Genomic DNA, 21931 nt, shown 5'->3' with positions numbered 1-21931 from the left:
TCCTATCAATGCGCCTTGCCGTCGGTGAGCCTCTCTTCGGCGAGCTTCACCGCTGCGCGGAGATCGCCGGGTTTGCCCACCAGTTTCTCCACTGCGGCGACAACCACGTCGGTGACGACATAATCGGGCTTGTGGCCGAGGTTGCCGATCCACAGCAGTTCCGATCCGGCAATGTCGCGCGCCAGGCTGCGCGAGTGAATATCGGCCAGCACGATGTCGTCGCTGTCGCCGCTGACGATGATCGTGGGTGCGGCGATCTCCTGATATCGTGGGGCGACCTCGGTGACGTAGGCGTGCAGATTGGCGACATCGACGGCGTTGTTGCGGAAGGCGAGGGGGCGCAGCACGAGGTGCGGCGCCGTCTTGTCGATGTAGTCGGCGGGTCGCGGATTGGGCGAAAAGACCGACCGCGTGCCACTATCGATCCGCCGGAGGCCGATCGGCGCAGCCAGCGTATGGGCAAACAGCCAGCCGACATAGGGCAGTGCCGTCAGCCGGTAGTACCAGTCGATGCCGCCCGGCCAGGGATGGGTCGCGGGCGCCAGCAGGATAAGGCCTGTCGTCCTTTCCGGATGGCGAAGGGCAAAGCTCGCGGCGATCGCCCCGCCGAAGGAGTGGCCGACGATGATCGCCCGAGGCATGCCTCGCATGTCCATCAGCTTTGCGATCGCATCCGCCTGGCCATCGGGGCGATCATTCGCCCGCCCGCCGCGCTCGGAGTAGCCGTGGCCCGGCCGGTCGACGAAAAGCATCTCCGCGCGGCCCTCGAAGGCCGGAGCAAAGGCATGCATCTGATCGAGCAGGTTGCCGCTCGCACCGTGAATGAAGACGAGCGGGACCAGGTCAGCCTCCGAAGTCGCCGGCAGGTGGACGCTGTTCATGCGGAAGCCGCCGATGTCGATCAGCTCGCCCGTATTCGGGAACCGCGCGCTGATGTTTCGTGCGCTACGCTGGCTGTAGGCGATGCCTGCGAGGGTGAGGGCAACGATGAACAGGGCGGCTAGAACCATTGTCTCGGCGGCTCCTCTTACTCTGCAGTGTACGCAAACATCTCAGGGATAAGGGTCGATGGTTTTCTGCTATTGCAGCGCCATCGTGGCCAGATTTCGTCCACCGCGCGCTGACGGGCCCGAATGAACTCCGGCAATGCCGTGTCGCGGTCGCCCTTGCTATAGCGGCGATCGTAGCGATCGACGATGTGCACGGGAGGAGCGCCGAACTGGTCGGCCGTAATATCGACGATAACGTTGCCGCACTCGACCCAGGCGTGGCTTTGCCAGCCGGCGTCACTGAGGAAGCCGAAATCGCCCAATTCCGGCCCGGAAGATGACAGGCGGGGCGTGCCGCTTGCCCATGAAGCCTCGAAACCTTCAGCCGCCAGGGCACGCGACAGAAACAGACTTGTGCGCCCGCATGTCCATTGAGAGGGCGTGACCGGCGCATCGCCGTTCCAGGCGCTATTCCATTCCAGCCAGATCGGCTCCACGAACAGGTGCGCTGCCGTGGCAAGGTTGCGGATAGCGGCCAGTTCCGTGGGAGGCGTCATCGCGGGGCCTGCGCTTGCTTCGGCATCCGTCCGGTTTACGTCTTGCTGCCCGCGAGCTTTTCGGTCAGCTCGCCCAGTTGCTCCTGTGCCTTGCGATCGGCTGGATAGATTGCCAGGAACTGCTCCCAGGCCCTGAGCGCCAGCTCGTCCTTGCCGGCGGAGCCGAGGATTGCGGCCATGCCGGCGAGCGCGCCGAAATGCCGAGGCTCGAGCGACAGGACATGATTGATGTCCGACATCGACTTGCGATAGTTACCCATCGTGTAGTGCAGGGTCGCGCGGCGGTTCCAGCCTTCGACGTAGCTCGGGGCCAGCGTGATCACCTGGTCGAGGATATCGAGGGCTGCCGCCGGCTTATTGTCGGTGATGGACTTGTCGGCCCACTGCATCAGCAGGTTGACCGTCGCGCTGCCGGAATCCTGCCATTCCAGGCGGATCTGGTTGGCGAGTTCGCGCGCCTTGTCGGCGTCCCGTTCCTTCTTGAGGTCGGAGAACAGGGCGTCGAGGCGTTGCTTTGGGGTGGTGAGGCTGGCGGCCTCGGTTTCCGGTGCCGTCTCTGCGGCGAAAGTCAGGGTGCCGGCTCCAACTGAGGCGGCGAGAAGGGCGGAACACGCCAGAATCAAGGGTACAAAAACTCGCATGGCGAGCATGTTAGCTCGCCACGGAATAAGATCAAAATCAATTTTGGGACATCGCCGAAGCGAGACGCCAAACAGAAACCAGTCTGGGCCTCAGCCCTGACGTGCCTTGAAGCGCGGGTTCTGCTTATTGATGATGTAGATACGGCCCTTGCGACGAACCAGACGGTTTTCGCGATGGCGGGTCTTCAGCGACTTGAGCGAATTCTTGATCTTCATTTTCCTGATCCGCAGGTTTCGGGGAAACAAAATTCGCCCGGTATTTCTAACAATCAAAAGCGCGCCATTCAGCGCGCTCCATAAGGTGGGATGGCAAATACCGTGTCACCCCTGTTGTGTCAACCGCAAGACACCGGATTTTGGCGCCTTGCCCCGCATTTCTGTGGCTTTGAGGCTCACGTCAAGCGGGTGATGTGACCCATCTTGCGGCCCGGTCGGGCTTGCGTCTTGCCGTAGAGATGGACGAAAACGTTGTCCTTGGCAAGCCAGGCCGGCACATCGTCGATGTCGTCGCCGATCAGGTTCTGCATCACGCAGTCGGAGTGGCGAACGGGATTGCCGAGCGGCAGGCCGGCCACGGCGCGAATGTGCTGCTCGAATTGCGAGACGATGCAGGCCGCCTCCGTCCAGTGGCCGGAATTATGCACGCGCGGCGCCATTTCATTGGCGACGAGGCTACCGTCGGCAAGCACGAAGAACTCCACACCGATGACGCCGACATAGCCGAGCGCATCGAGGATCGCCTTGGCCGCAGTGCGCGCGGTCTCGGCGGTGGCAGGGCCAATGGCCGCGGGTACGGTGGATGTATGCAGGATGCCGTTGCGGTGAACGTTCTCCGCCGGATCGTAACAGGCGACGGCGCCATCTACCGAGCGGGCAGCGATGATGGAGATTTCGCGCTCGAACGGCACGAAGCTTTCGAGGATCAGCGGCACGGAGCCGAGCGCCGCGAAGGCGCCTTGCGGGCTGTCCTGCCCGGAGCGGAACACGCGTTGTCCCTTGCCATCATAGCCGAGGCGGCGGGTCTTCAGGACGCCGGAACCGCCGAAATCGGCAAGTGCCGCCTCAAGATCGGCCTGGCTGTCGACCGCATGGAAGCGGGCGGTGACGATGCCGCTGTCGTTGAGGAAGCGTTTTTCGACCAGGCGGTCCTGGGCGGCTTCCAGTGCCTTCGGCGGCGGGAAGACAGGCCGGGCACGGGCGAGCCTCTCGGCGGCCGCAACCGGCACATTCTCGAATTCGTAGGTGACGATGTCGCAGGCGGCCGCCAGCGCATCGAGCGCGCGTTCATCGTCATAGGCGGCAACGATCTGTTCGTTTGCCACCTGCGCTGCCGGACAGTCGGGCTGCGGCTCGAGGATGATGGCGCGGAAGTTCAGCCGTGCAGCAGACATGGCCAGCATGCGGCCGAGCTGGCCGCCGCCAATGATGCCAATGGTTGTCATGCGTCGTCCACCGGATACTCGGCGACGGCGACGGTCTGCTGCTCGCGCCAGTCGTCGAGACGGTCGGCAAGGTCGTTGTCGCTGAGCGCCAGTACGGCTGCGGCGAGTAGTGCCGCGTTGACCGCGCCGGCGCGTCCGATCGCCAGCGTTCCGACGGGAATGCCGGCCGGCATCTGGACGATCGACAGCAGGCTGTCCTGCCCGGACAGTGCCTTCGATTGCACCGGCACGCCGAAGACCGGCAACGGCGTCATCGAGGCGCACATGCCCGGCAGATGGGCGGCACCGCCGGCACCGGCGATGATGACCTTGAAGCCTTCGTCGCGCGCGCCCTTGGCGAAGCTTACCAGCCGATCAGGTGTGCGGTGTGCAGAAACGATGCGAGCCTCATAGGCAATGTCGAGCGCGTCGAGCGTATCGGCGGCGTTCTTCATCGTCTCCCAGTCGGACTGGCTTCCCATGATGATGGCGACGGGTGGGGTAGTGGTGTCGAGCACGTCTTTAAAGTTCCGCTTCAGGCGATGATGTCGGGGATGATCTGGTCTTCGAGCTTGGTGATCTTGTCCTTGATGACCAACTTCTTCTTCTTCATGCGCTGAATTCTCAGCGCATCGCAGCCGGTCTGAATCATGGCGTTGATGGCAGCATCATAATCTTCATGTTCCTGCCTCAGCCGCGCGGCGGTCAATCTGAGTTCGGCCTGGTCCTGGTCCGGCATGCAAAGCGATCCCCATCAGCCCGGTTGCGAAGTCCTCCTCGAACCGGAATTTCATGCGCCGCTCTATCACATCTTGGGCGGTAACGGGAAGTTATCCGTCGTCATCATTTCGCCTTCGACAAATGAAAAATGGCATGGCACAGTAGTAAGGTTACAACCATGGAACATCCGGCATTTACCAGCCGGATGCAAGCAAAAGGAAGGGACTGCCAATGACCATTGAGGCTCATCTTGCAACGCTTGAGAAAAAACATGGCGCACTGGAGCAGGAGCTCCATGCAGCAATGAACCAGCCGTCCATCGAGGACGAAATGATCAGCGACATCAAGCGAAGGAAGCTGCGCATCAGGGACGAAATCGAAAGGCTTCGCTCCTCGACTCACTGATTATAAACGGTATTTCCCAGTAACAACGGGAGGTGTCCTCTCCGCGGAGACGACGCAACAAGGTTCACAACCAATCCCCTCAACGGAAGATACGGATCGCTCGACCGGGTTTGAGACCCGGTCGATTTGTGTCAGGCCGCGGTTACGCTCCCGTCCGGTCATCAGGCCCAGAATTGATCCAACCACAGGTTGAGCCTGTCGAAGCCAGGGCGGTTGATCGCATATATCCGCCGCGTACCGTTGGCCGAAACCGAAACCAGATTGCAGTCGAGCAGGGCCTTCAGGTGCTGTGATACCGCGGGCCGGCTGATCGGCAATCCTTCGGCCAGTTCGTTGACCGTTTTCGGCGCGCGCCGCAGTTCCTCCAGCAGGTAACGCCGGTTGGGATCCGCGATGGCATCGAAAGGGTCCGCAATGGTCATGACCGGACGTTAAGCGAAATCACCGCGGGCGGCAAGAAATTTGTGCGCTGCGGCATTTTCGTTTTGCTTTGCAATATGATCGATCGCTTGGATGCAGTCAGGCGCCGGCCAGCAGGCTGTTGAGGCTGTCCCACAGCAGCTTCAGCCCGGCGATGAAAGCCATGCTATACATGAAGGGATAGAAGATCTGCGGCTTCATGCGGCGAACGATGAAGGCGCCGCAGACGGTGGCAACGATCGCCAGCGGAAACAGTGTCGCAGAGATCTTGAGATTGCTCATGTCGAGCTGGCCGAGCGCGAAATAGGGGATGAGCTTGACGGCATTGAGGATGGCGAAGAAGCGCACGATCGTGCCGGTGTATTCGCGCGGATCGAGCTGAAGCGGCAGGGCGTAGATCTGAAAAGGCGGGCCGCCGGCGTGGGCGACAAAGCTGCCATAGCCGGCAAACGAGCCCCAGAGCGTTGCGGGGCCAGCCCGTTGCTGCTTGGGCGTGATCGTTATTCCGTTGCGCATGCGCCAGACATTGTAGACATAGCGCAGGACGAACAGCACGGTGATGAGGCCGATGATCAGGCGCAGATAGTCGCGCGAGACATAGGCCGACGTCGCCCAGCCGATGAGAATGCCGGCGATGGCGCCGGGCAGGAGCATGAACAGGGTTTTGCGATCGCCGTGCTTGCGCCACATCCAGAGCGAGACGAGGTCCATCGCGATCAGGATCGGTAAGAGCAGCGCGGCCGCCTGAACCGGCGAGACGGCCATCGACAGGATCGGCACGCCCATCAACGAAAGGGCCTCGCCCATACCGCCCTTGCTGAGGCCAACGAGAAGAACCGCCGGGATGGCGACGAGATAGAAGTCCAGGTCGGGAAGCATCGGTGGCGGTTGATCCTTTTGACGTCTCCGTCTATCGGTTTTCCCAAACGAAATCGAGCGCTGGTTTCCGTCGACATGCGGGCACAGCTAGAAATGGATGTCATGAGCAAGACAATAGAACGCTGCCGCCTGGTGCTGATTGCGCCGGATATCGCTGATCCGGCGGATCGCGCCAAGGTGCTTGCCGACGCCTTGAAGGGCGGCGACGTCGCTTCGGTGATCGTGCCGCAATATGGCCTCGATGACGCCGAGTTCCAGAAACACGCCGAGCGCCTCGTGCCGATCATCCAGGAGGCTGGAGCCGCTGCGCTGATCGAGGGCGATTCCCGGGTCGCCGGACGCGCCAGGGCCGACGGCCTGCATATTTCCGGCAATGCCGAAGCACTTGGCGAGGCGGTCGAGAAGCACACGCCGAAGCTTATCGTCGGCGGCGGCAACGCGGCCGACCGCCATCACGCGCTTCAAATCGGCGAAGTGCGTCCGGACTACGTGTTCTTCGGCAAGACGGACGGCGACATCAAGCCGGATGCGCATCCGAAGAACCTGGCGCTCGCCGAATGGTGGGCCTCGATGATCGAGATTCCCTGCATCGTCATGGGCGGCACGGATCCGCAGTCCGCATTGGCGGCGGCCGAGACCGGCGCCGAATTCGTGGCGCTTCGCCTGGCCGTCTTCGGCGAGCCCGAGCAGGCGCCGTCGGTGGTCGCCGCCGTCAACGCGCTTCTTGACGAAAAAGCGCCACGGTTTGAAGCTTAAGACGTGTCGATGTTGAACCGCCTGTCTTCAAAGCTCAGTTGGGGCGTTGCCCTCCTTGCCGCCACCGCCGCCGTGGCGACGCCGGTGCGTGCGCAGGAAAAGCCGGCTCCAGTGCAGGAGCTGGGCGTCAACGCCGATGATAGTGGCGCTGCAAAGCGCGGCCGCATCACCCCCTTCAATGGCGCAGCGATGCCTGAAGAAGGCACGGGCAAGCCTGTGGCCAAGCCGGCTGACCCGGCGGACAAGAAGAAGGCTGGTGATGGCACGGTGCCTTCGCAGGGCGTCAATGTCTTTGACCGCATGGGCGCCGAACTGCCGGCACTACCTGCGGAAAAGCCATTCGCCGGCAAGGTCGACGACGCCTACGGCGCTTTCCAGCGCGGCTATTATCTGACGGCGATGGATCTCGCACTTCCGCGCGCGCAGCTCGGCGATCCTGCCGCGCAAACGCTTGTTGCCGAAATCCTGCAGCAGGGCCTCGGCGTGGTGCGCAATGCCAAGCAGGCGGCGTTCTGGTACGGACAGGCGGCTGAAAACGGCGACCCGGCCGCCATGTTCAAATACGCGCTGATCCTGATGGAAGGGCGCTACGTCAAGCGCGACCGCAAGAAGTCCGAAGAACTGATGAAGAAGGCGGCCGATCTCGGCAATGGGTCGGCCCAGTTCAACTATGGCCAGACGCTCGTGGCCGACAGCCCCGGACCGAAGGGTCTGAAGGCCGCTATGCCCTACTACGAAAAATCGGCCGAGCAGGGGATCGCCGACGCGCAATATGCGCTGTCGCAGATCTATCTCAACGTCGATGGCATTGACGAAGGCAAGCGGGCGCGGGCCAGGGAATGGCTGCTTCGGGCGGCCCATGCTGGTTACGACACGGCGCAGCTCGACATCGCCATCTGGATGATCGAAGGCATTGCCGGCGATCGCAACCTGGAGGACGGTTTCGGCTGGATGAAGCGGGCGGCGGAAGGCGGCAATGTCGTGGCGCAGAACCGGCTGTCCCATCTCTATGTCAACGCCATCGGCACCCGGCCCAATCCGGTCGAGGCGGCGAAGTGGTATGTGCTGTCGCGCCGCGCCGGCCTCAAGGACGATGCGCTGGAAGACTTCTACCTCGGTCTCAACGAGCAGCAGCAGAAGGCGGCACTCAGCGCAGCCAACAAGTTCCGCTCGAGCTGACCGGGATTCCACTGCATGTTTCCTTAAATCCTATTCGATTTAAGGATAAAAACATGCAGCAAAAATCAAAGTGCTACAGCGACCTTTGCGCGTCTAATAAGACGCGCGGCGCTGTAGGCGCCTGAATCTCGGCTGTTCGGCCGAGCCAGGCGCTATTTCTCTTGAACTTCCGGGGTTTTTGTGGTCTTGAAGCCCCGGTTTTTGCCCCTGGCGCCATGGTTTTCCGGCACGTCCCGGGCGGAGTGATCTTCACTCGGTTTTTTGACGATGGAACTCGATGACAGGCCTTGCCCGATCGGCAGGTGCTATCCCCGTGTTCCGTCACACAGGTTCAATGTCCGATCGAGAAGGCTCGATCGGCCTTCGCTTCACAAGGATCGCCAGATGGCCCGTTCAGCTCTCCTCAATGTCATGGTTCAGGCCGCCTTCAAGGCCGGCAAGTCGCTGGCGCGCGATTTCGGTGAAGTCCAGAACCTGCAGGTCTCGCTCAAGGGACCGGGCGACTACGTGTCCCAGGCCGACCGCAAGGCCGAAAAGCTCATCCGCGAAGAACTGCTGAAGGCGCGTCCGACCTATGGCTTCCTCGGCGAGGAAGGCGAGGAGATCATCGGCACCGATGGCGCCCATCGCTGGATCGTCGATCCGCTCGACGGCACCACCAATTTTCTGCACGGCATTCCACATTTTGCTGTCTCGATCGCGCTTGAGCGCCAGGGCGAGATCGTCGGCGCTGTCGTGTTCAACCCGGCAACCGACGAACTGTATACCGCCGAGCGTGGCGGCGGCGCTTTCCTCAATGACCGTCGCCTGCGCGTCGCTGCGCGCAAGGCCTTGTCGGATGCGGTGATCGCCACCGGCACGCCGCATCTCGGTCGTGGCAATCACGGCAAATACCTGATCGAACTGCGCCACGTGATGGGCGAAGTCGCCGGCATCCGCCGCATGGGCTCGGCGGCACTCGATCTCGCCTATGTTGCAGCCGGCCGTTTCGACGGCTACTGGGAGCGCGACCTGGCCGCCTGGGACATTGCGGCCGGCGTGCTTCTGATCCGCGAAGCCGGTGGCTGGTCGACGGATATCGATGGCGGCGCCAAGCCGGTCAACGAGGGTTCGATCGTTTGCGGCAACGAATACATCACCAAGGCGCTGCGCGACGTCGTTCACCGTCCGATCCCGTCGAAATAATCGACGGCCCGTCCGTTTCCTGCTTGCCAAGCCTCCGGCGCTCCATGTGTCGGAGGCTTTTTGTTTTTTCCTTCAATTCGGCGCAAAGCTCCACTACAGCGCCACACGTTAAACAGGACGCGCGATGGATGCTGCAGCGCGTTAACTTGCTGCATAACTTTCTCTTAAATCGATTCCGATTTGAGGAATTATGCAGTAGGCTCCGACGCGTCGCGGCACCGTTCCGCCAAATGCAACCGGGAGAATGGTATACCCATGACGAAACTGCATCTGTCCGGGTGGGACGGTCGGGAAGGGGTGGAAGCAGACTACAATCCGCATAAGCTTTCGAGCCCCATGCATTTTTTCTGGACCATGGTGATTTTCCTGATCATCGTCGGTTTCGTCGGCGCGATCCTCTTTCGGCAGGCACACAATGCCTTCCTCGCCAATCCCGGCCTGAACGGCCTGATCCTCGGGGTGCTGCTGATCGGCATCCTGCTGGCGTTCAACCATGTGCTCGGGCTTCGTCCAGAGGTGCGCTGGTTCAATTCTTTCCGCGCCGCCGGCAGCGCCGACAAGGTCGGGCGGGATCCGGTCCTGCTGTCGCCGATGCGCGCGCTGATCGGTGGCCGCCAGACGGCGATCTCGACGACGGCGCTGCGGTCGATCCTGGATTCGATTGCAACACGGCTGGATGAATCGCGCGACACGACGCGGTATCTGACCGGTCTGCTCGTCTTCCTCGGCCTGCTCGGCACCTTCTGGGGTCTGCTCGGCACGATCGGCTCCATCAACACCGTCATCCAGTCACTGGATGCCGGTTCCGGCAGCACCGAGGACGTGCTGGGCGCTCTCAAGAACGGCCTGTCGGCGCCGCTGACCGGCATGGGAACGGCGTTCTCGACGTCGCTCTTCGGCCTTTCCGGTTCGCTGATCCTCGGCTTTCTCGATCTGCAGGCGGGTCGGGCGCAGAACCGGTTCTATACCGAGCTTGAAAACTGGCTCTCCTCCGTCACCGATGTCGGATCGGAACTCTCGATTGCCGGCGACCTGTCGACCGGCGCGCCTGTTGAGGAGCTGAAGCGCCTGACGGACCAGCTCGTCCGCCTCAACCATGAAGGCGGTTCCAACCAGCGCACGACGGCGGCGATGGCGAGCCTGGCTGAAGGTATTCAGGGTCTGGTCAAGAACATGCGCGGCGAGCAGCAGATGCTGCGCGACTGGATAGAGGCGCAGCAGGAAGAGGCGAAGGCGATGCGCAAGACGCTGGACAAGCTGACGACGCGCATCGGCCACTCCGAGCGCATTTCAGTGAACAGCGAGAAGTCCGGATCGCAGGCCAAGCTCAGCCATGCGGACGATACCGGAGGGGAATGACCCATGGCGCTTGCCCGAAAAGGCCGTTCACAGCGCACGATCGACTACTGGCCCGGTTTCGTCGACGCATTGTCGACCCTGCTCCTGTCGATCATGTTCCTGCTCAGCGTCTTCGTGCTGGCGCAGTTCCTGCTCAGCCGCGAAATCAGCGGCAAGGACGAGGTTCTGACCCGGCTGAACAGCCAGATCAACGAGCTGACGCAGCTGCTGGCGCTGGAGAAAAGTGGCAAGCAGGATCTGGAGGATTCGCTCGCCAATCTCCAGGCCTCCCTCTCCCAGTCGGAAGGCGAGCGCTCTCGCCTGAAAGCCTTGCTTGACCAGGGCGCCGGCAGCACGGATGCCGCCAACGAGAAGCTGGGGCGTGTCGGTGCCGAGCTTGACGCCGAACGCCAGACCAGCGCCCGTGCCATGAGCCAGATCGAGCTTCTCAACCAGCAGATCGCGGCGCTGCGCAGCCAGATCGCGGCGATCGAAGAGGCCTTGCAGGCGTCGGAAGCCAAGGACCAGTCTTCGCAGACGAAGATCGCCGATCTCGGTCGCCGACTGAATGTCGCGCTGGCGCAGCGGGTGCAGGAACTAAACCGCTATCGTTCCGATTTCTTCGGACGGCTGCGCGAAATCCTGTCCGATCGCGAAAACATCCGCATCGTCGGCGACCGCTTCGTCTTCCAGTCGGAAGTGCTTTTCCCCTCCGGCGGCAACGAACTCAATCCTGAGGGCCAGACTGAAATGGCCAAGCTCGCCTCGGCGCTGCTCGACCTTGCCAAGGAAATTCCGGCGGAGATCAACTGGGTGCTGCGCGTCGACGGGCACACGGACAATGTACAGCTTTCAGGCACCGGCCGTTTTGCCGACAACTGGGAGCTTTCGTCCGCCCGTGCCACATCCGTCGTCAAGTTCCTGATCTCCAAGGGCGTGCCGGCCGACAGGCTGGTCGCCGCCGGTTTCGGCGAGTATCAGCCGATCGCCGAGGGCGAGAGCGTCGAAGCGCGGTCGCAGAACCGTCGTATCGAGCTGAAGCTGACCGAGAAATAGGCTCAAGGATAGCCCTCGGTCCGACGCCCTTGAATTGACCTTGACGTGCGCGTAACACTTGCATCCACAACATGCAGGGGGAAGCTTGCATCTTGGCGGATGCAGGGGAGGGCGCCGTTAATGGATTGCGATGTACTGGTCGTCGGTGCTGGGCTTGCCGGTCTTGTGGCCGCGTCTGAGGCAGCAGCGCTTGGCCGCAAGGTGATCGTTCTCGATCAGGAGGGGGAGCAGAACCTCGGCGGTCAGGCCTTCTGGTCGCTAGGCGGTCTCTTTTTCGTCGAGAGTCCCGAGCAGCGGCGCATGGGTATCAAGGACAGTCGCCAGCTCGCCCGCCAGGACTGGATGGGCTCGTCGCAATTCGATCGTCCCGAGGACCACTGGCCGCGATTGTGGGCCGATGCCTATCTCGATTTCGCTGCCGGCGAGAAGCGCAGCTGGCTGCATTCGCTCGGCATGCGCTGGTTCCCCGTCGTCGGCTGGGCCGAGCGCGGTGGCGGCCTTGCGCATGGGCATGGCAATTCTGTTCCGCGCTTCCACGTCACCTGGGGCACCGGCCCGGCTGTTATCGAGCCGTTCGTGCGGCTGACGCGCGAGGCGGAAAGCCGCGGCCTCGTGCGTTTTCGCTTCCGCCACCGCGTCGACGAACTGGTGACGACGGATGGGGCGGTCACCGGCGCGCGCGGTTCGGTGCTCAAGGCCGATCCGGTCGGCCGCGGCCAGCGCAGCTCGCGTGATGTCGCCGGTGATTTCGAGATTTCGGCGGGCGCGGTGATCGTGACATCGGGCGGCATCGGCGGCAACCATGAGCTGGTACGGCGCAACTGGCCACGCAAGCGGCTGGGCCAGCCGCCGGCGACGATGGTCTGCGGCGTGCCGCATCATGTCGATGGCCGCATGCTGGAGATTGTCTGCCGCGCCCGCGGCTCGGTCATCAATTCCGATCGCATGTGGCATTACACCGAAGGCCTGAAGAATTTCGATCCGATCTGGCCGGATCACGGCATCCGCATCCTGCCCGGTCCGTCGTCCTTCTGGTGCGATGCTGACGGCAATCGCTTTTCAGCACCCGCCATGCCCGGCTTCGATACGCTCGGCACCTTGCAGGCCATCCGCCACAGCGGCCACGACTACAGCTGGTTCATCCTGACGCGGGCGATTATCAAGAAGGAATTTGCCCTTTCCGGTTCCGAACAGAACCCTGATCTGACCGGCAAGAGCATCTCGCTCCTGCTCAAGCGGCTGGGCAAGAACCCGCCCGGACCGGTGCAGGCCTTCATGGATAGGGGAGAAGATTTCATCGTTCGCGACCGGCTCGACGATCTCGTGCCGGCGATGAATGCGCTGACGGCTGAGAACCGCCTGTCGGTCGATCACCTGCTCGAGCAGATCGAGGCGCGTGACCGCGAGATCACCAATCCCTTCTCGAAGGATGCGCAGGTGACGGCGATCCGCGGGGCACGGTCCTACCGCGGTGACCGGCTGCTGCGTACCGCCAAACCGCACCGCCTGCTCGACCCCAAGGCCGGGCCGCTGATTGCCGTCAGGCTGCATATCCTGACGCGCAAGACGCTCGGCGGCCTGCAGACCAACCTGGCCGGCCAGGTGCTGGAGCAGTCGGGCGAACCGGTGCCGGGCCTTTACGCTGCAGGTGAAGTCGCAGGCTTCGGCGGCGGCGGCATGCATGGCTACAACGCGCTGGAAGGCACGTTTCTCGGCGGCTGCATCTATTCCGGCCGTGTCGCCGGGAGGCATGCGGGTGCGGTCTAAGCGGGCTGAATCGGCTATCGTTGTCCGCGTGTCGGGCCCCTCACCCTAGCCCTCTCCCCGCAAGCGGGGAGAGGGGACGCATAGCGTTTCCGGTCCGGTGCTTGTTGAGGTCAAGTCCTGCGCCAGCGTGCCACATATCCCTTCTCCCCGCAGGCGGGGAGAAGGTGGCGGCAGCCGGATGAGGGGCCGATCCGGCAGATGGGGTCAAGTAACTCCGATCAATCCATCTGGATGTTGGCGTCGCGAACGACAGGGGTCCATTTTGCGAGCTCGGCCTTCACATGCGCGGCAAGCTCCTGCGGCGTCGAGCCGACGATGGTTGCGCTGAATTCCTTCATCCGCTCGACCACGGCCGGATCCGCAAGCGCTTTGTTGGCGGCTTCGTTCAGGCGGGCGACAACTGGCTCGGGCGTGTTGGCCGGTGCAAACAGCGCGTTCCAGGTATAGGTTTCGTAGCCCGGAATGCCTGCCTCCGCGACCGTCGGAACGTCGGGGAAGGATGGCGCGCGTTCGGCGGTCGTTACCGCAAGCGCCCGCAAGGTGCCGGCCTTGATGTGGCTGGAGGAGGACGGCAGGTTGTCGAACATGATCGGCACCTGGTTGCCGATGACGTCGTTGAGCGCCGGTCCGGCGCCCTTGTAGGGGATATGCTGCATGTTGACGCCGGCCATCTTCTTGAAGAGCTCGCCGGAGAGGTGCAGCGGCGTGCCATTGCCGGAAGAAGCGTAGGCATATTCATCGGGCTTGGCCTTGAGCAGTGCCAGAAGCTCCTCGACGGTCTTGGCCGGCAGCTCCGGATTGACCACCAGCACGTTCGGAACGACGACCAGAAGCGAGATCGGAGCGAAGTCCTTTTCCGGGTCATAGGGCTTGGTCTTGAGGATCAGCGGGTTGAGGGCGTGCGTCGCCACCGTGCCCATGAGGATCGTATAGCCGTCCGGGTCGGCGCGCGCGACATTGTCGGCACCGAGGTTGCCACCGGCGCCGGCGACATTCTGGACGATGACCTGCTGGCCGAGATCCTCCGACATCTTCTGCGCCACGATCCGCGCGACCACGTCGGTCGAGCCGCCGGCGGCAAAGGGAACGACAAGGGTGATTGCGCGATCCGGAAAGTCCTGGGCATTCGCCTGGATGCCGGAGCCGAGAACGGTGAGTGCGGTGAAGCCGAGGGCAAGCGCCGCCCGGCGGGTCAACTTCGAAAATGTCATTAGGTTCCTCCCTGAACAATCCACATCGGTCGTGGCGGCCGAAAAAAGCCGGCACCTATAGAATAGGGTCCGGCTTTCCAGCTGCAATGGCATGCCGGACATGCCGGCATGCGACTATGGTAGTGGTCGTCTTACTTCCCAGCGTTCAGGAACAGCTCCTGGGCTCCGTGGTTGAACTGCAAACGGGCCAGCTTGGCATAGAGCCCGTCCTGCCGGATCAGCGAGGCATGGGTTCCCTCTTCGACGATCCGGCCGTGTTCCATCACGAGGATGCGGTCGGCCTTCAAGACGGTTGCGAGCCGGTGGGCGATGACAACAGTCGTGCGTTCATGCAGCAAGCCCTCGAGCGCCTTCTGCACCAGTGTCTCGCTTTCGGCGTCGAGCGCCGAGGTCGCCTCGTCGAGCAAAAGGATCGGCGCGTTGCGCAGGATGGCGCGGGCAATGGCGATGCGCTGGCGCTGGCCGCCCGAGAGCGTGATGCCACGCTCGCCGACAAGCGTGTCGTAGCCCTTCTCCATCCGGCCGATGAATTCGTCGGCCTGAGCGGCGACGGCAGCGGCGCGCACGGCTTCACGGCTTGCACCCGGCAGGCCGAAGGCAATGTTGTCGTGGACGGAGGAGGCGAAGATGGTGACGTCCTGCGGCACGATCGCCAGGCGGTCGCGCAGATCCTTCGGGTCCACGGTGCGGATATCGACGCCATCGACCGTGATGGCACCCTTTGCCGGATCGTAGAACCGCAGCAGCATCGAAAAGACGGTGCTCTTGCCCGCGCCGGATGGGCCGACAATGGCGACGGTTTCACCCGGTTTGATCGCAAAGCTCAGGCCGTTCAGGCTCTTGTAATCAGGGCGCGCGGGGTAGGCGAAATAGACTTCGTCGAAGCTGATGGCGCCGAGCGCCGGCGCCGGCATGGCGACGGGGTTTGCGGGCGCCTCGATTTCCGGGACTTCGGTCAAGAGCTCGTTCAACCGCTCCGCGGCACCGGCTGCCTGCGAGAGCTCGCCCCAGACCTCCGATAGCGAGCCGAGGCTGCCGGCGGCGAAGACCGAATAAAGCAGGAACTGGCTGAGGGTTCCGGCCGAGAGATTGCCCGCCAGCACGTCGCGCGCGCCGAACCACAGGACGGCGACAACGCTACCGAACACCATGGTGATGGCGAAGGCCGTCAGCACCGAGCGGGCCTTGATGGCCGCGCGTGCCGCGCCGAAGGCATCCTCGACGGCGTTGCCGAAGCGGTTGTTGGCGATGTCCTCGCTGTTGAAGGCCTGAACGGTGCGGGAGGCGGCGATCGCCTCGCCGGCATAGGCCGATGCCATCGCCAGGGTGTCCTGTGCCTCGCGCGAGCGGCGGCGGACGGAGCGGCCGAAGCCGACCAGCGGGAAGACGATCACCGGGATTGCCGCCAGCACCAGGCTCGACAGCTTCGGGCTGGTATAAACCATCATGCCGATGGCGCCGAGACACAGGATCAGGTTGCGAAGTGCTACCGATGCCGTCGCGCCGACGGCGGACTTCAGCTGCGTGGTATCGGCGGTCAGCCGCGAGACGATCTCGCCCGACTGGTTCACGTCGAAGAACGACGCGGAAAGGCGGGTGACGTGCTGGAAGACGTTGCGCCGGAGATCGGCGACAATGCGCTCGCCAAGGGTGATGACGAAATAGTAGCGGGCCGCACTGGCCAAAGCCAGGATGATGGCGAGCATCATCAGCATCGAGAAATAGGTATTGATGAAGCCGCTGTCGGAATTGGAGAAGCCGTTGTCGACCATGCGCCTGACGGCGAGCGGCAGCGTCAGCGTCGTCACCGCAGCGATAACGAGCGAAATCCCGGCGCCGATGACCAGATGGCGGTAGCGCTTGAGGTAGGGCAGCAGCGTGGCGAGAGGGCGAATGGATTTACGCGCTGGTGACTGGTTTGCTCGTTCGGACACATGACCCCCGTTCGCCAATCACGGAGGGGGCGGGTTTGCCCATGAGTCTTCCGCGCGGCACTTGTTATCCCGCGGACCTTGATGTATAGGCACGGCATCGAATTGGGAAGCCGTGGCCCATCAGCCGGTCCGCGGCTTCATTTACGTGTTCGGTCTCGAAGTCGCAATGCCTTGCGACAATTGGACCCTGGAACTCTAGGAAGATCGTTATGAAGGCAGACATCCATCCCGACTATCACCTGATCAAGGTGGTCATGACTGACGGCACCGAATACGAAACCCGCTCGACCTGGGGTTCGGCAGGCGCCACCATGAACCTGGAAATCGACCCGAAGTCGCACCCGGCTTGGACGGGCGGCAACCAGCAGCTCATGGACCGCGGCGGCCGCGTCTCCAAGTTCAAGAAGCGTTTCGAAGGCCTCGGCCTCTAATCGCACGCTCTCTTGGCGCGTTTTCGAAGCCCGGCTCTGCCGGGCTTTTTGTTGTGCGGATTTCCGTCCCGACTTAAGGCCGATCTTTGATGATTGAGATCGTGCGAGCCGGCTCAAGCCGCGCATGAAAAAACCCGGCTCAAGGCCGGGTTCGTTTCGTTGGCAGCGAACTGCCGAATATTTTGAAATCAGTTGGTGCCGAAGGCCGTCTGCAAGAGCTTGATCTGCGCCTTGACGCCGTTCTGGTTATCAGGAACGAAGGTCGAGGCTTCCTGCGGACGGTAGATCTCGCGATCGAGCAAGGCGACGCGGTTCTGCAGGCGCAGCGAGCGCTCGATGAGGTCGCGGAATGCTTCCGGCAGCTCACTCCAGCCGGGCGCGCTGCGGTCGACGTTGAAGCTGTCGAGGCGAACCTTGCTCTTTTCCGACAGCACCTGGTCGCGGCTCATCTCACCGTTGTTGACAGCGCGTTGAAGCAGGAGCCAGGATGCCATCTGCATGAGACGCGTGGTCAGACGCATGGATTCTGCTGCATAGAGGACCGATGCCATGCGCGGGAGGACCTTGGAGGCAAGGCGACCGGGGCCGTCGAGATAGCTCGCGGTTTCTTCGACCAGACCCATGCCTTCCGAATAGAGCGCCTTGAACTGCGCCGACGCCGCCGCGTGTCCCGCGAAACTGACGGTATTCAATCCTCTTTCGGACATGACCTGTTTTCCCTGGTTCAAACGCATCACGACAGTCGGGTAACGGGCGGTTTTGGGAAAAGTTTCCTTGCCGCCTCTATGCCTGAAGAATGATGCCATAGCGCATTTCGCGCAAGAGCATTCTTAAGAAAGGGTTAATCTCCACAATTCTTTGCAGCGACATATATCAAAACAAAAAAAGAGCCGCGGAAAGCGGCTCTCAAGGTAAAACAGGGAGAAAAATCAGACCCATTCGCCAGTCGGAGAAATTGTCTGAGTCCGGAAAGCTCCGGATAAACAGACAATCGCAGAGAATGCTTAATATACCGTTAAGAAAGCGCCGTTTCGGGCCGTTTGTCCTTGTGCGATCGTCAGCGGAACAGGCCCTCGGCCGCAGATCGGCTTGCGGATTTGCGCTCGCGCTCCGCCTCGAGCCGGGCGATTTCCTCCTTCAGCAGCGCGATGCGCTGTGTGAGCTCGTCGACGGACAGCAGCGACAGGTCGCTGCCGATCTCATGCGCCAGCTTCTTCTTGGGTTGGTCTTCGTCAAACAGGCCCATTCGACTTCTCCTCCTGTTCGGGGTCGATATCGCCGTCGTCGTCATCATGTGTTTCATCGAACGGTGCTGCGCGCGGCGAGAGCTGCAGGCTCTCGGGCGTCATTGCCGTTCCGGCATTGATCGGCGAGAAGGCATCGCGCTCGGCGACGGGAACCGGCGCGCGCATGCGGCTGCGGATGATGGCGTAGGCGGTGATGAGGATGTGGGCGCAGGCGGTGATCATGAACAGCCCGTAGGGGCCGGTCGCAGTCATCACCGGGCCGCCGATGGTCGGGCCGATAATGGTGCCGATGCCGTAGAGCAGCAGCAATCCGCCGGAAACCTTAACGAAATCCTCGGCTGTCGCAAAGTCGTTGGCATGCGAAACGGCGATCGGGTAGAGCGCGTTGGCGGCTGCGCCATAGATCGCAATCAGGGTGAGCACGATCCAGACCTGGCTTGGTTCGACTAGGAAGATCAGGAGCCCCGCCAGCGCACCGACACCGGCAAGGGCGGCAAGCACGTAGCGTCGATCGATGCGATCGGACAGGCGCCCGGCCGGCAGCTGCATCACCGCGCCGGCAAAGATCGCCACGCTCATCATCGCCGCGACAGTGCTGTCGGAGAGGCCCGCCTGGCGGCCGAAGACGGCGCCGAGCGTGCCGAAAGCGCCGTTGGCGATGCCGACGAGCAGGATGCCGAGGAACGAGACCGGGGAATTGCGATAGAGCCCGCGCAGGTCGAGCTGGACCTGCTTCAGCGGCTGCGGCGAGGCGGCCTTCGAGAGCAGGGTCGGCAGCATAGCGACGCAATAGAGAATACCGCAGATCATGAAGAGGGTGCTGGTGGAGGTATCGCCGAACGGGATCATCATCTGGCCGCCGACGACGCCGAAGAGCGTGATGGCGATATAGAGGGAAAAGATGACGCCGCGGCTCTCATTGGTGGCGCGCTCGTTGAGCCAGCTTTCGATGATCATCGAGGTGCCGGCAGTGGAAAAACCGGTCAGCGCACGCAGGATCAGCCACCAGGTCGGGTCGATCAGGATGCCGGTCATCAACGCGACGATGGCAATCATCGAGGTAAAGACGCTGAAGGCGCGCACATGGCCGATGCGCTTGACGACATTAGGTGCAAAGAAGCAGCCAAGCACGAAGCCGGCCGCCCAGGACGTGCCGATCAGGCCAAGGATGGTGGTGGGATAGCCCTCGGCCGTGCCTCTGACCGGCAAAAGCAGGCCCTGCAGGCCGTTGCCCAGGAAGAGAAACAGCGTGCCCAGCAGGAGCGAGGCGACGGGGAGCAGGTTTTTTCTCATCATCCATCCGAAAATCGTTCTGCCGTCAGCAAGTTAGGGCGGTGTGCCCGGAATTGCCAGCCGGATTCTGTCCGGCCGGTCATTGCAAATCGGCGGCGGAAACAATAGCCCTCTAATGCATCATCCCAAGAATCGATATCGAATTTCGGGATCATAAGCAGTTGCGCGTGCTGACGGCCTGCGCTGCTACGACGACAAGGTGACGGCGGCGTGACAGTTCCGCCGAGTTGCGGGAATTTACCCGGGGATAGGCTGGATATGTCGAAGGCGCTGGCGCTCATTCTGCTTCTGGCGATGGCCATCCAGCTGATCTGGCCGATCGGCCTGCCCGGTCTGAGGCAGCGTCGCGATTTCTGGAAGATCGCAGTGTTTGCGATCGTCATGATGATGATCACGGTTCTCATTCGACCGTGATACGGCGAACGAAGTAATCCCATAGTGTTAGGATGGTGGTTTCCTTGGAAACTTCGCCATCTGGCCTAGTGTGTTATCCGGTTCTTCGGTCATTCGTCGTACCCAGAAAAGTGCGCAGGACAGATGATGAAGAACGCGCTAGATTGTATACTTCACCCAGGAGATGAAATCGGGGGTTACTTGGAACGCCGCCTTGCTGCCATCCTTGCTGCCGATGTCGTGGGCTACAGCCGCCTCATAGGCGCTGATGAGACCGGCACGCTGGCCGCCATGAAGCGGCACAAGAACGAGCTGGTCGATCCCAAGGTCAGCCGACACAAGGGTCGGATTGTCAAACTGACCGGCGACGGCATTCTGGTCGAGTTCGCGAGTGTCGTGAACGCGGTTGCTTGTGCCGTCGACATTCAGCGCGGCATGCTTATCCGCAACGAAGACGTGCCGCAGTTGAAGCGTATCGAACTGCGCATCGGCGTGCATCTGGGCGACGTGATCGTCGAGGACGGCGATATCTTCGGCGACGGCGTCAATGTCGCAGCCCGGCTCGAAGGCCTGGCCGAGCCCTCCGGCATTGCCGTCTCCGCCTCCGTTCGCGACCATGTCGGCTCGAGGCTGGATGTCGGCTTCGTCGACAAGGGACAGCACGCGCTGAAGAACATCGCAGCGGGTGTGCATGTCTATTCGGTGGCGCTGGGGGCGCCGACCAAGATCGCCAAGGTGTTGAATGGGTCCCATACGGTAACGGTGGACGATGGTTACGGGCTTTCCGTCGCCGTGCTGCCCTTCACCAATATGAGCCATGACCCGGAGCAGGAATATTTCTCCGACGGCATCACCGAAGACATCATCACCGACCTGTCGAAGATCTCGCAGTTGCACGTGGTCGCCCGCAACACGGTCTTTACCTACAAGGGACGGTCTGTCCGGGTCAAAACCGTGGCGCAGGAACTGGGCGTTCGGTTCATCCTCGAAGGCAGTGTGCGCAAGGCCGGCGCGCGGGTGCGCATCACCGGGCAGCTGATCGATGCGCTGACAGGCACGCATCTTTGGGCCGACCGCTACGACCGCGATCTCACCGATATCTTCGCCATCCAGGACGAGATCACTCACGCCATCGTCGACCAATTGCGCATCAAGCTGTTGCCTGAGGAGAAGAAGGCGATCGAGAGCGATCCGACGACGAGCGTCGAGGCCTACACTTACTATCTACGCGGGCGGCGATTCTCGCACGCCTGGACCCGTTACTATCTGCTGCTCGCCCGGCGGATGTTCCTGAAGGCCGTCGAGCTCGACCCGAATTTTGCCCGCGCCTATGCCGGCATCGCCGATTGCGAATCCGCTCTTCGCGACTGGCACGAGCACGAATTCCCGCTCGAGAGCATTCTGAGCACGAGCGAGCGGGCGCTGGCGCTCGATCCGAACCTGGCGGAAGCGCACGCTTCCCGGGGATTGGTCCTGCACCAGGACGGGCAAAGCGAAGAGGCCGTTGCCGAGTTTGAGCGCGCCTTGACGCTTGATCCGCAGCTCTACGAGGCAAACTTTCACTATGGCCGCTTTCTCTTCATGCGCGGCGAGTTCGAGACGGCGATCCAGTTCTTCAAGCGGGCCGCGGAAATCAGCCCGGATGACTATCTCTCGCCGATCCACCTGATGAGCGCCTACAAGTCGCTGGGCCAGGAAACCGAGCGGGGACACTGGGCGAAGATTGGTATTTCCCGGGCCGAGCGGGCGCTGGAGCTGCATCCGGAGAATTCCGGTCCGGCCCATCGCGGCGCCCTGGCGCTGGCCCATATGGGCGAAGCAGAGCGCGCGCGTGAATGGGCGGCGTGCGCGATCGCCATCGATCCGGATGATGTTGTTGCACGCTACAACACGGCCTGCGTCCATTCGATCCTCGGCGATGTCGACACGGCGCTCGACATGCTCGAGAGCCTGTTGCCGCAAAGTTCCTGTTACCAGCTGCTTTGGTTCAAGCAGGACTCCGACCTGGACGCCGTTCGCCACCATGTGCGTTTCGAGGCGTTGGTGGCAGCGATCGCCCAGTGCGAGGCAGCAAAGCACTGACCACCTGAAATCAGTGCGCCCGGTAGG

Annotated in this window: 24 protein-coding genes; 10 read left to right on the top strand and 14 right to left on the bottom strand. The window is 62.4% G+C overall.

Going from position 1 to position 21931, the window contains the following annotated elements; all coding sequences use genetic code 11:
• Positions 1–5: 5 nt before the first annotated feature.
• The 7 genes from ASD52_RS34410 to ASD52_RS34380 all read right to left on the bottom strand — a co-directional run bounded on the left by ASD52_RS34410 (position 6) and on the right by ASD52_RS34380 (position 4347).
• Positions 6–1010, bottom strand: coding sequence for an alpha/beta hydrolase (locus ASD52_RS34410; protein WP_025424790.1), 1005 nt, complete (start codon positions 1008–1010; stop codon positions 6–8).
• Positions 1011–1027: 17 nt separating this feature from the next.
• Positions 1028–1546 (bottom strand): hypothetical protein, encoded by a 519-nt coding sequence (locus ASD52_RS34405; protein WP_025424789.1) that lies wholly within the window; start codon positions 1544–1546, stop codon positions 1028–1030.
• 35 nt (positions 1547–1581) lie between these two features.
• The gene (locus ASD52_RS34400) at positions 1582–2196 is read right to left on the bottom strand and encodes a hypothetical protein (RefSeq protein WP_025424788.1); all 615 of its coding nucleotides are present in this window, start codon (positions 2194–2196) and stop codon (positions 1582–1584) included.
• Between the two features lie 81 nt (positions 2197–2277).
• A complete protein-coding gene (gene ykgO, locus ASD52_RS34395) occupies positions 2278–2403 on the bottom strand; it encodes a type B 50S ribosomal protein L36 (RefSeq protein WP_025424787.1) in 126 nt (41 codons plus the stop codon).
• A gap of 176 nt (positions 2404–2579) precedes the next feature.
• Positions 2580–3629: a 5-(carboxyamino)imidazole ribonucleotide synthase gene (locus ASD52_RS34390; protein WP_025424786.1), complete on the bottom strand. Its 1050-nt coding sequence runs from the start codon at positions 3627–3629 to the stop codon at positions 2580–2582.
• Positions 3626–4090 (bottom strand): 5-(carboxyamino)imidazole ribonucleotide mutase, encoded by a 465-nt coding sequence (purE, locus tag ASD52_RS34385; protein WP_038576471.1) that lies wholly within the window; start codon positions 4088–4090, stop codon positions 3626–3628. The genes ASD52_RS34390 and purE overlap by 4 nt, the downstream gene beginning before the upstream one ends.
• 53 nt (positions 4091–4143) lie before the next feature.
• Positions 4144–4347 (bottom strand): YdcH family protein, encoded by a 204-nt coding sequence (locus tag ASD52_RS34380; protein WP_025424784.1) that lies wholly within the window; start codon positions 4345–4347, stop codon positions 4144–4146.
• Positions 4348–4559: 212 nt separating this feature from the next.
• Between ASD52_RS34380 and ASD52_RS38050 the strand changes: the two genes are divergently transcribed.
• Entirely contained in the window at positions 4560–4733 is a 174-nt protein-coding gene (locus ASD52_RS38050) for a DUF465 domain-containing protein (RefSeq protein ID WP_038575691.1), read from the top strand.
• A gap of 161 nt (positions 4734–4894) precedes the next feature.
• Here ASD52_RS38050 and ASD52_RS34375 read toward each other — a convergent pair whose 3' ends face one another.
• A complete protein-coding gene (locus ASD52_RS34375) occupies positions 4895–5155 on the bottom strand; it encodes a metalloregulator ArsR/SmtB family transcription factor (RefSeq protein WP_025424783.1) in 261 nt (86 codons plus the stop codon).
• Positions 5156–5252: 97 nt separating this feature from the next.
• Positions 5253–6032 (bottom strand): sulfite exporter TauE/SafE family protein, encoded by a 780-nt coding sequence (locus tag ASD52_RS34370; protein ID WP_025424782.1) that lies wholly within the window; start codon positions 6030–6032, stop codon positions 5253–5255.
• 102 nt (positions 6033–6134) lie between these two features.
• Here ASD52_RS34370 and ASD52_RS34365 point away from each other — a divergent pair, with 102 nt between their 5' ends.
• The 6 genes from ASD52_RS34365 to ASD52_RS34340 all read left to right on the top strand — a co-directional run bounded on the left by ASD52_RS34365 (position 6135) and on the right by ASD52_RS34340 (position 13313).
• The gene (locus ASD52_RS34365; protein ID WP_025424781.1) at positions 6135–6788 is read left to right on the top strand and encodes a thiamine phosphate synthase; all 654 of its coding nucleotides are present in this window, start codon (positions 6135–6137) and stop codon (positions 6786–6788) included.
• A 9-nt stretch (positions 6789–6797) separates the two neighbouring features.
• Complete coding sequence (locus tag ASD52_RS34360) at positions 6798–7967, top strand: tetratricopeptide repeat protein (protein ID WP_025424780.1); 1170 nt, start codon at positions 6798–6800, stop codon at positions 7965–7967.
• Positions 7968–8351: 384 nt separating this feature from the next.
• On the top strand, positions 8352–9152 hold the full coding sequence (locus ASD52_RS34355) for an inositol monophosphatase family protein (RefSeq protein ID WP_025424779.1): 801 nt from the start codon (positions 8352–8354) through the stop codon (positions 9150–9152).
• Positions 9153–9407: 255 nt separating this feature from the next.
• Positions 9408–10511, top strand: a complete 1104-nt coding sequence (locus ASD52_RS34350) for a MotA/TolQ/ExbB proton channel family protein (RefSeq protein ID WP_025424778.1) — start codon at positions 9408–9410, stop codon at positions 10509–10511.
• A 3-nt stretch (positions 10512–10514) separates the two neighbouring features.
• Positions 10515–11546 (top strand): peptidoglycan -binding protein, encoded by a 1032-nt coding sequence (locus ASD52_RS34345; RefSeq protein ID WP_057205664.1) that lies wholly within the window; start codon positions 10515–10517, stop codon positions 11544–11546.
• A gap of 120 nt (positions 11547–11666) precedes the next feature.
• Complete coding sequence (locus ASD52_RS34340; protein WP_057226575.1) at positions 11667–13313, top strand: FAD-binding dehydrogenase; 1647 nt, start codon at positions 11667–11669, stop codon at positions 13311–13313.
• 218 nt (positions 13314–13531) lie between these two features.
• On the opposite strand, the gene ASD52_RS34335 is transcribed toward ASD52_RS34340, so the two are convergent.
• Both ASD52_RS34335 and ASD52_RS34330 read right to left on the bottom strand, forming a co-directional pair.
• Positions 13532–14524, bottom strand: a complete 993-nt coding sequence (locus ASD52_RS34335) for a tripartite tricarboxylate transporter substrate binding protein (protein WP_025424775.1) — start codon at positions 14522–14524, stop codon at positions 13532–13534.
• Positions 14525–14655: 131 nt separating this feature from the next.
• Positions 14656–16458, bottom strand: coding sequence for an ABC transporter transmembrane domain-containing protein (locus ASD52_RS34330; RefSeq protein ID WP_038575689.1), 1803 nt, complete (start codon positions 16456–16458; stop codon positions 14656–14658).
• Positions 16459–16667: 209 nt separating this feature from the next.
• Here ASD52_RS34330 and rpmE point away from each other — a divergent pair, with 209 nt between their 5' ends.
• Positions 16668–16889, top strand: coding sequence for a 50S ribosomal protein L31 (gene rpmE / locus ASD52_RS34325; RefSeq protein WP_025424773.1), 222 nt, complete (start codon positions 16668–16670; stop codon positions 16887–16889).
• A 188-nt stretch (positions 16890–17077) separates the two neighbouring features.
• Here the strand turns inward: rpmE and ASD52_RS34320 are convergent, their stop codons facing one another.
• The 3 genes from ASD52_RS34320 to ASD52_RS34310 all read right to left on the bottom strand — a co-directional run bounded on the left by ASD52_RS34320 (position 17078) and on the right by ASD52_RS34310 (position 19429).
• The gene (locus tag ASD52_RS34320) at positions 17078–17596 is read right to left on the bottom strand and encodes a DUF1465 family protein (protein ID WP_025424772.1); all 519 of its coding nucleotides are present in this window, start codon (positions 17594–17596) and stop codon (positions 17078–17080) included.
• A gap of 350 nt (positions 17597–17946) precedes the next feature.
• Positions 17947–18135: a DUF1192 domain-containing protein gene (locus ASD52_RS34315; protein ID WP_057205668.1), complete on the bottom strand. Its 189-nt coding sequence runs from the start codon at positions 18133–18135 to the stop codon at positions 17947–17949.
• Positions 18122–19429 carry an MFS transporter gene (locus ASD52_RS34310; protein ID WP_025424770.1) on the bottom strand — a complete coding sequence of 436 codons (1308 nt, stop codon included), beginning with the start codon at positions 19427–19429 and terminating at the stop codon, positions 18122–18124. Before ASD52_RS34310 ends, ASD52_RS34315 begins: the two co-directional genes overlap by 14 nt.
• A gap of 258 nt (positions 19430–19687) precedes the next feature.
• On the opposite strand from ASD52_RS34310, the gene ASD52_RS39510 reads away from it, so the two are divergent.
• Together ASD52_RS39510 and ASD52_RS34305 are read left to right on the top strand one after the other, a co-directional pair.
• Positions 19688–19843 (top strand): hypothetical protein, encoded by a 156-nt coding sequence (locus tag ASD52_RS39510; RefSeq protein WP_107027707.1) that lies wholly within the window; start codon positions 19688–19690, stop codon positions 19841–19843.
• Positions 19844–19969: 126 nt separating this feature from the next.
• Entirely contained in the window at positions 19970–21904 is a 1935-nt protein-coding gene (locus tag ASD52_RS34305; protein ID WP_128090377.1) for a tetratricopeptide repeat protein, read from the top strand.
• Positions 21905–21931: the final 27 nt, after the last annotated feature.

The sequence above is a fragment of the Ensifer sp. Root142 genome (genome assembly GCF_001426785.1).
GTDB lineage: Bacteria > Pseudomonadota > Alphaproteobacteria > Rhizobiales > Rhizobiaceae > Ensifer > Ensifer canadensis.
This window is presented reverse-complemented; position numbering and strand designations above follow the sequence as displayed.